Source organism: Cellulosimicrobium sp. CpK407 (assembly GCF_051844275.1).
Classification (GTDB): Bacteria; Actinomycetota; Actinomycetes; order Actinomycetales; family Cellulomonadaceae; genus Cellulosimicrobium; species Cellulosimicrobium cellulans_G.
In genome coordinates, this window is record NZ_JBGNYC010000012.1 from 98,758 (window position 1) to 105,508 (window position 6,751).

Sequence of the window (6,751 nt, forward strand, 5' to 3'; positions counted from 1 at the left end):
GATGACCTCCGACACCCCCCACGAGGCGCCCGCCCGGACGGCGGACCGACCGTCCGAGCGCCCGGCGGACCAGCGCACGGACCAGCCCGGCGGTGGTCCCGGGTTCCGCACGGTCCTCGTCGCGAACCGCGGCGAGATCGCGTGCCGCGTGATCGGCACGCAGCGTCGCCTCGGCGTGCGGTCCGTCGCCGTCTTCTCCGACGCCGACGCCGACGCCCGCCACGTGCGCGAGGCGGACGTCGCCGTCCGGATCGGCCCGGCCTCCGCCGCGCGCAGCTACCTCGACGTCGAGGCGGTCGTCGCCGCGGCCGTCGCGACCGGGGCCGAGGCGATCCACCCCGGCTACGGCTTCCTGTCCGAGAACCCGGCGCTGGCCCGAGCGTGCGAGCGCGCCGGGATCGCGTTCGTCGGGCCGGGCGTGGACGCCCTGGACGCGATGGCGGACAAGCTCGCCGCCAAGCGCCTCGTCGGCGCCCGGGGCGTGCCGGTCGTGCCCGGGGCGGGGGAGCCGGGGATGTCCGACGACGACCTGCTGGCCGCCGCGGGCGACGTCGGGTTCCCGCTGCTCGTCAAGCCGTCCGCCGGGGGCGGCGGCAAGGGGATGGTCGTCGTGCGGACGGCCGAGGACCTGCCGACCGCGCTCGCGTCCGCGCGCCGGGTCGCCGCGTCGTCGTTCGGCGACGACACGCTGCTGCTCGAACGGCTCGTCGAGGCACCGCGCCACATCGAGGTGCAGGTGCTCGCCGACACGCACGGGACCGTCGTCCACCTCGGCGAGCGCGAGTGCTCGCTCCAGCGCCGCCACCAGAAGGTGGTCGAGGAGGCGCCGTCGCCGCTCCTCACCGCGGAGCAGCGCGCCCGCATGGGCGAGGCCGCGTGCGAGGTCGCGCGGTCCGTCGGGTACGTCGGCGCCGGGACGGTCGAGTTCCTCGTCCCCGCCGCGCGCCCCGACGAGTTCTTCTTCATCGAGATGAACACGCGCCTCCAGGTGGAGCACCCCGTGACCGAGATGGTCACCGGCCTCGACCTCGTCGCGCTCCAGCTGCGCGTCGCGGCGGGCGCGCCCCTCGGCGTGGCCCAGGACGACGTCGTGCTCCGCGGCCACGCCGTCGAGGCGCGCCTCTACGCCGAGTCGCCCGAGCGCGGGTTCCTCCCTGCGACCGGCTCGGTCCTGGTCTACGACGACGGCGGCGTCCCGTCCGGGCCTGGTGCGTCGCCGCTGCGCCTGGACTCCGGCATCGCCACCGGGACGATGGTCGGCGGCCACTACGACCCGATGCTCGCCAAGGCGGTCGCCTGGGGACAGACGCGCGACGAGGCCGTCGACCGGCTCGACGGGCTGCTCGCGCGGACGGTCGTGCTGGGGGTCGAGACGAACACGGCGTTCCTGCGGTCTCTGCTCGCGGACGGTGACGTGCGGGCGGGGCGGCTCGACACTGGGCTGATCGACCGGCTCGTGTCTTCCGGTTCGTCGTCGGGGTCTGTGGTCGGGTCCGGTGAGGGGTCGGGGGGTGTGCGCGCCGTCTACCATCCGCGCCCTCGTTCCTCGGGCGCTCCCGCCAGGCCCGACCACGACGGCGCGCACACCCCCCGACCCCTCACCTCTGCGGTCGGCTCGCCCGCCGAGCACGACAGCGTGCACACCCGCCGTCCCCTCGCTTCGGAGGTTGGTTCGCCCGCCGAGCACGACGGCGCGCACACCCCCCGGGTCCTCACCCCGGAGGTCGGCTCGTTGTCCGACGACGCCGCGTGGATCGATCTCGTGGCCGCGGCGCTGTTCGCGACAACCCCGCGCCGTGCCGAATCCGGGGTTGTCGACAGGTTCGCTGACGATTCGCGCGACCACCCCGGGTTCGGCGGGGCGGCGGGGACGGGCGACGACGATCCGTGGCGGGTCAGGGACGGGTGGCGGCTCAACGCGGCCGCTGCGCCGTGGCGGGTCGTGCTGGTCGATGCCGCCGGGAGTGTGCACGAGGTGCGGGTCTCCGGGTCGGCGCGGGACGCCGTCGTGCAGTGTCCGCCGGCGCGCGACACCGACGGCGGGTGGGGACCCGGCGCCGCGCGGCCGCGTGAGGTGCGGGCGTCGATCGAGCGTGACGCCGGGGCCGACGGCGCGTGGTGGCTCACCGTGGACGGCGTCCGGGAGCGCGTGCGGCTCGCGCTCGACGTGCCGTCCGCCGACGGCGAGCCCGCGACGGTGTGGGTGTGGCGCGACGGGCGGACCGTCGCCCTGGCCGCCCCGGACCGGGAGCAGCGCGCCGCGCGGGCGCGGGCCGACCGCCGTCGGGCCCGGGGCGACGCGCCCGGCGCGACCGACCCCGAGGTCCGCGCCGCGATGCCGGGCACGGTGGTGACGGCCGCCGCCGACGGCGAGCCGGTCGCCGCCGGGGCCGTCCTCGTGACGGTCGAGGCCATGAAGATGGAGCACCCGCTCCTCGCCCCGCACGACGGCGTCGCCGACGTGCGCGTGCGCCCCGGCGACCTCGTGCGCCGGGACCAGGTGGTCGCTGTCGTCCACCCCCACGACTCCGGCGCGGCAGACCCCGCCGCCCCGGTCCCGCAACCCGACACCCAGGGAGCATCATGATCGAGGCCGACGTCCTGCTCGACGACGAGCAGCGGAAGCTCAGCCAGGTGGTGCGCGACTTCGCGGACAGCGTCGTCGCGCCCGCCGCGTACCGGTACGACACCGAGCGCCGACTGCCGATGGAGATCATCGCGCAGATGGGGGAGCTGGGGCTGTTCGGGCTCCCGTTCCCGCGCGAGATCGGCGGTCAGGGCCAGGACTACGTGTCGCTGTGCCTCGCCGTCGAGGCGCTGGCGCGCGTCGACCAGTCCATCGCGGTGACGCTCGAGGCGGGCGTCGGGCTGGGGATCGTGCCGATCTTCCGGCACGGGTCGCGCGAGCAGCAGGAGCGCTGGCTGCCGGATCTCCTCGCCGGGCGGGCGCTCGCGGCGTTCGGGCTCACGGAGGCCGACGCCGGCTCCGACGCGGGCGGCACGCGCACGACCGCACGGCTCGACGGCGACGAGTGGGTGATCGACGGCTCCAAGCAGTTCATCACCAACTCGGGGACGCCGATCACGAGCCTCGTGACGATCACGGCCGTCACGGGCGAGCACGTCAGCCAGGACGGCGAGGTGCGCAAGGAGCTGTCGAGCATCATCGTCCCCGCGGGCACGCCCGGGCTCGAGGTCGGGCCGTCGTACGACAAGGTCGGGTGGCACACGTCGGACACGCACCCCCTCACGCTCACCGACGTGCGCGTGCCCGCCGGCAACCTGCTCGGCGAGCGCGGCCGCGGGTACGCGAACTTCCTCCGCGCGCTCGACGAGGGGCGCATCGCGTTCGCCGCGCTGGCGACCGGCGCCGCGCAGGGCTGCCTCGAGGAGGCGCTGCGGTACGCGAAGGAGCGGGTCGTGTTCGGGCGCTCGATCGGCGAGAACCAGCACGTCGCCTTCACGCTCGCCCGCATGCAGGCGCGCGTCCACACCGCGCGGCTCGCGTGGCTCGACGCCGCGCAGAAGCTCGTGCGCGGCAAGCCGTTCAAGGCGGAGGCGTCGGTCGCCAAGCTCGTCGGCGGCGAGGCGGCGATGGCGAACGCGCGCGACGCGTCGCAGATCTTCGGCGGCTACGGCTTCCTCAACGAGAACCCGGTCGCGCGCCACTACCGCGACGCGAAGGTCCTGGAGGTCGGCGAGGGCACCACCGAGGTGCAGCTGATGGTCATCGCGAGGAGCCTGGGACTGGACGGCTAGGCCACGACCGACGCCGAACACGACATGAAGGACGTTATCCGCCTCTTTCCGTCCTTCATGTCGTGCTCGACGGCGGGTGAGGTCGTTCTCGGCGGACGTCGCCGAGGCCGAGGTGAGGAGGGAGGAGCAGCATGCGCGAGGTGGTCCAGCGGGGCCTGTACTACGACGAGCTCGAGACGGGCGTGGTGTACCGCCACCGGCCCGGCCGCACTCTCACGGAGGCGGACGACGTCGTCTTCTCCACGCTCACGATGAACCACCAGGCGCTGCACCTCGACGCCGCGTGGGCCGCGACGCAGCCGTTCGGGCAGCGCCTCGTCAACTCGATGATGACGCTGTCCACGCTGGTCGGGCTGTCGGTCGGGCAGGTCACGCAGGGCACGATCGTCGCGAACCTCGGCTTCCGCGAGGTCGAGTTCCCGAAGCCGCTGTTCCACGGCGACACGCTGTACGCGGAGACGGAGGTCGTCGAGAAGCGGCTGTCGGCGTCGCGCCCGGGCCAGGGCGTCGTCACGCTGGAGCACCGCGGACTCAACCAGGACGGCGTCCTCGTCGCACGCGCCGTCCGCACCGCGCTCTTCTGGACCCGAGCCGCCCACGAGGCGGCATCCGCAGCACCCGGGGCCGGGCACCCCGGTGCTGCCGAACCCGGGATCGCTCCCCAGCCCGGCGCCCGCGTGGGGAGGGATCCAGGGCTCGGCGGCGAGAGCGGGTCTCACGACCCCGTCCTGGAGCGCGGCGACGAGGAGGGCGCGTGGTGAGCGACGCCGTCGGCGTGCCCCGCACCGTGCCCGACGACGCGGGGTCGCCCGGGTGCGGACTCGGGCCGGCGCTGTTGTTCTGCCCCGGCGACCGGCCGGACCGGTTCGGCAAGGCCGCCGAGCGCGCCGACGCCGTCATCCTCGACCTCGAGGACGCCGTCGCCGCGCCCGCGAAGGACGCCGCGCGGCGGGCGGTCGTCGAGGCGTCCGCGACGCTGGACCCGGCGCGGACGGTCGTGCGGGTCAACGCCGTCGGGACGCGCGAGCACGCGCTCGACGTCGCGGCGCTCGCGGACACGCGGCTGCGCACGGTCATGGTCGCCAAGGCCGGGCCGGAGCTGCTGGGCTCGCTCGGTGCGCTCGCGGCCACCCTCCCGGGTGTCCGGGTCCTCGCGCTGTGCGAGACGGCGGCGGGCGTGCTCGCGGCGCCCGAGCTCGCCCGGCGACCCGAGGTCGTCGCGCTCATGTGGGGCGCGGAGGACCTCGTCGCGTCGCTCGGCGGGACGTCGAGCAGGCGTCCGGACGGGAAGTACCGCGACGTCGCGCGGCACGCGCGGTCGGCGGTCCTGCTCGCCGCCGGTGCCGCGGGCAAGGCCGCGGTCGACGCCGTGCACGTCGACGTCGGCGACCTCGACGGGCTGCGGGCCGAGGCCGAGGACGCCGCCGCGTCCGGGTTCGCCGCGACCGCGTGCATCCATCCGAGCCACGTCCCCGTGATCCGCGCCGCCTACGCCCCGACGCCGCAGGAGGTGGCCGCGGCGCGGGCGCTGCTCGACGCGGCGGCCGCGAACCCCGGCGGCCCGGACGCCGTCTTCACGCACGACGGCCGGATGGTCGACGGCCCCGTGCTGCGCCACGCGGAGGCCGTGCTGCGCCGGGCGGCCACCTGAGCGGTGCTCCCATGGGGACCGGTCCCCATGCCGGGGCGGTGCGGTGCGTCGGGGGCGCCGCATAGCCTCTCCCCGTGACCGACGTGAACGCCCCGGACCCGCAGGAGCAGCACTGGACCGAGGGCTTCCCGCACCTCGCCGACCGGGCCGCGACGCTGCTCGGCGTCGACGTCGCGACGGTCGCGCGCCACCACAAGGTCGTCCCGGGCGGGTTCCACGTGTGGACCCCGGGTCGTGGGGGCGCGCAGGCGATCGTCGGGTTCGACGGCTCGGCGTACGTGCGGGAGTCATGCTTCACGCAGGCCCAGATGGTGGAGGCGTTCCACGCCGGTCACCGCAACGACGCGAACGCCGCGACCCTCCCGGTGAACCACGCGGCGTCGGCGGTGGCCTCGATGGTCGGGATCCTGCGCGGAGAGCCGGCGCAGCCCGCGACGCCCGTCGGCCCGAGCGAGGCAGAGCTCGCCGAGCTCGTCGGCGGCGCGTTCGAGCAGACGACGCCGGACGAGATCGCCGCACGGCTGCGCGCCCGCGGCAAGGGCGCGTTCGTCGTCGTGGGCGTGGACCGCGCGCACGGGCCGGGCCACTGGTACGTCGCGTACTTCGACGGCGAGCAGGTGCTCGCGCTCGACCCGATCGCCAACGGCCGCACCGCGTGGCCGCCGCCCGCGGCGGACGCGGTGCGCTGGTGGGCGGACGGGACGCCGACGACGGCGCCCGCGCGGGTCGTGCTCGACGTCCGGTCGGCCACGGGTCGCCGCGTGTGGACGCAGACGACGCCGTTCCTCGCCCCGACGGCGCAGTCGTTCCTGGACTGGGTCGCGACCCTGCCTGCGGAGAAGGTCGTGAAGGGCTACCAGGTCTGGCACGGCTTCTGGTGGGTCGTCCTCTCGGCGTCGGGCGACGACCTGCGCGTCGCCGTCACGGACCTCACGAAGGACGGGATCTCGACGCTCACCTGGGACGTCGACCCGATGCTCGACACCTACCGGCAGCAGCGGGAGATGGTCGCGTTCTGCAAGGTCGGCTCGAAGAGCACGCGCTTCACGGAGACGGTGCTGGTCTACAACGACGTGTACGACGCCCCGGAGATGTTCGTCGAGCGCACCCGGCCGGTGGGCGACGGGGCGTCGGGGTGGGTCGTGAAGTCGATCGCCGCGCAGCCTCGGGGCGGCCTCGTTCCCGTGCCGGCGCACGAGCTGTACCGCCGGGCGCCGCACCTCGTGCGCTACCTCTCGCTCCCGGAGGGCTTCCGGGCGGTGTGGGCGAAGAACCGGACGAACCAGATCTGGAACCCGGACGGCGAGCTCGTCTGGGACGCCGACGCGCGCGACGCGGCGA

4 protein-coding genes and 1 pseudogene are annotated in these 6,751 nt (G+C 75.3%); all 5 read left to right on the forward strand.

The window, feature by feature from the left end:
* The first annotated feature begins 1 nt into the window (after position 1).
* The gene (locus tag ABWU78_RS07900; protein WP_439158049.1) at positions 2 to 2,587 is read left to right on the forward strand and encodes a biotin carboxylase N-terminal domain-containing protein; all 2,586 of its coding nucleotides are present in this window, start codon (positions 2 to 4) and stop codon (positions 2,585 to 2,587) included.
* Entirely contained in the window at positions 2,584 to 3,759 is a 1,176-nt protein-coding gene (locus tag ABWU78_RS07905; protein ID WP_439158050.1) for an acyl-CoA dehydrogenase family protein, read from the forward strand. The genes ABWU78_RS07900 and ABWU78_RS07905 overlap by 4 nt, the downstream gene beginning before the upstream one ends.
* Positions 3,760 to 3,890: 131 nt before the next feature.
* A pseudogene (locus ABWU78_RS07910) lies at positions 3,891 to 4,382 on the forward strand (MaoC family dehydratase); the annotation flags it as partial.
* 164 nt (positions 4,383 to 4,546) lie between these two features.
* Positions 4,547 to 5,410 carry an HpcH/HpaI aldolase/citrate lyase family protein gene (locus ABWU78_RS07915; RefSeq protein WP_439158055.1) on the forward strand — a complete coding sequence of 288 codons (864 nt, stop codon included), beginning with the start codon at positions 4,547 to 4,549 and terminating at the stop codon, positions 5,408 to 5,410.
* Between the two features lie 74 nt (positions 5,411 to 5,484).
* A partial coding sequence (locus ABWU78_RS07920; protein ID WP_439158051.1) for an immunity protein Imm33 domain-containing protein occupies positions 5,485 to 6,751 on the forward strand: 1,267 nt, incomplete at its 3' end.

Excerpts from the sequence above, each read along its gene's own strand:
- ABWU78_RS07900 (WP_439158049.1), top strand. The coding sequence starts at position 2 with ATGACCTCCGACACCCCCCACGAGGCGCCCGCCCGGACGGCGGACCGA.
- ABWU78_RS07905 (WP_439158050.1), top strand. The coding sequence starts at position 2,584 with ATGATCGAGGCCGACGTCCTGCTCGACGACGAGCAGCGGAAGCTCAGC.